The organism is Pseudarthrobacter sp. 10T415 (genome assembly GCF_056394175.1).
The window spans coordinates 1-370 of record NZ_JBFTHJ010000090.1 but is presented as its reverse complement, the minus strand read 5'-3'; the positions used below and the strand labels follow the sequence as shown (position 1 = coordinate 370).

1 protein-coding gene is annotated in these 370 nt (G+C 70.8%); it reads right to left on the bottom strand.

The features are described 5' to 3' along the window. Positions 1 to 370, bottom strand: a 370-nt coding sequence (locus AC1DBN_RS21595) for an FAD binding domain-containing protein (RefSeq protein ID WP_477724215.1), incomplete at both ends; no start/stop codon positions are given.

Sequence of the window (370 nt, the reverse complement as noted above, 5' to 3'; positions counted from 1 at the left end):
CTCACGCCGATCACCGCGTGCTGGCGCGTGACGCCGCCGATGGCCGAGCAGCCGCTGCCCGGCGTGCGCTTGTTGCACGGCAGGTTGGTGTCGTAGAAGTAGGGGCAGCGGGTGCGTTGCAGCAGGTTACCGGCCGTGGTGGCCTTGTTGCGCAACTGGCCCGAGGCGCCGGCCAGCAGCGCGCGGGACAGTACGCCGTAGTCGCGCCGCACGCGGGTATCGGCGGCCAGGTCGGTATTGCGCACCAGCGCGCCCACGCGCAGGCCGCCCTCGGCGGTGGGCTCGATCTTGTCGAGCCGCAGGCCGTTCACGTCGATCAGGTGCGAGGGGGACTCGATGCCGAGCTTCATCAGGTCGAGCAGGTTGGTCC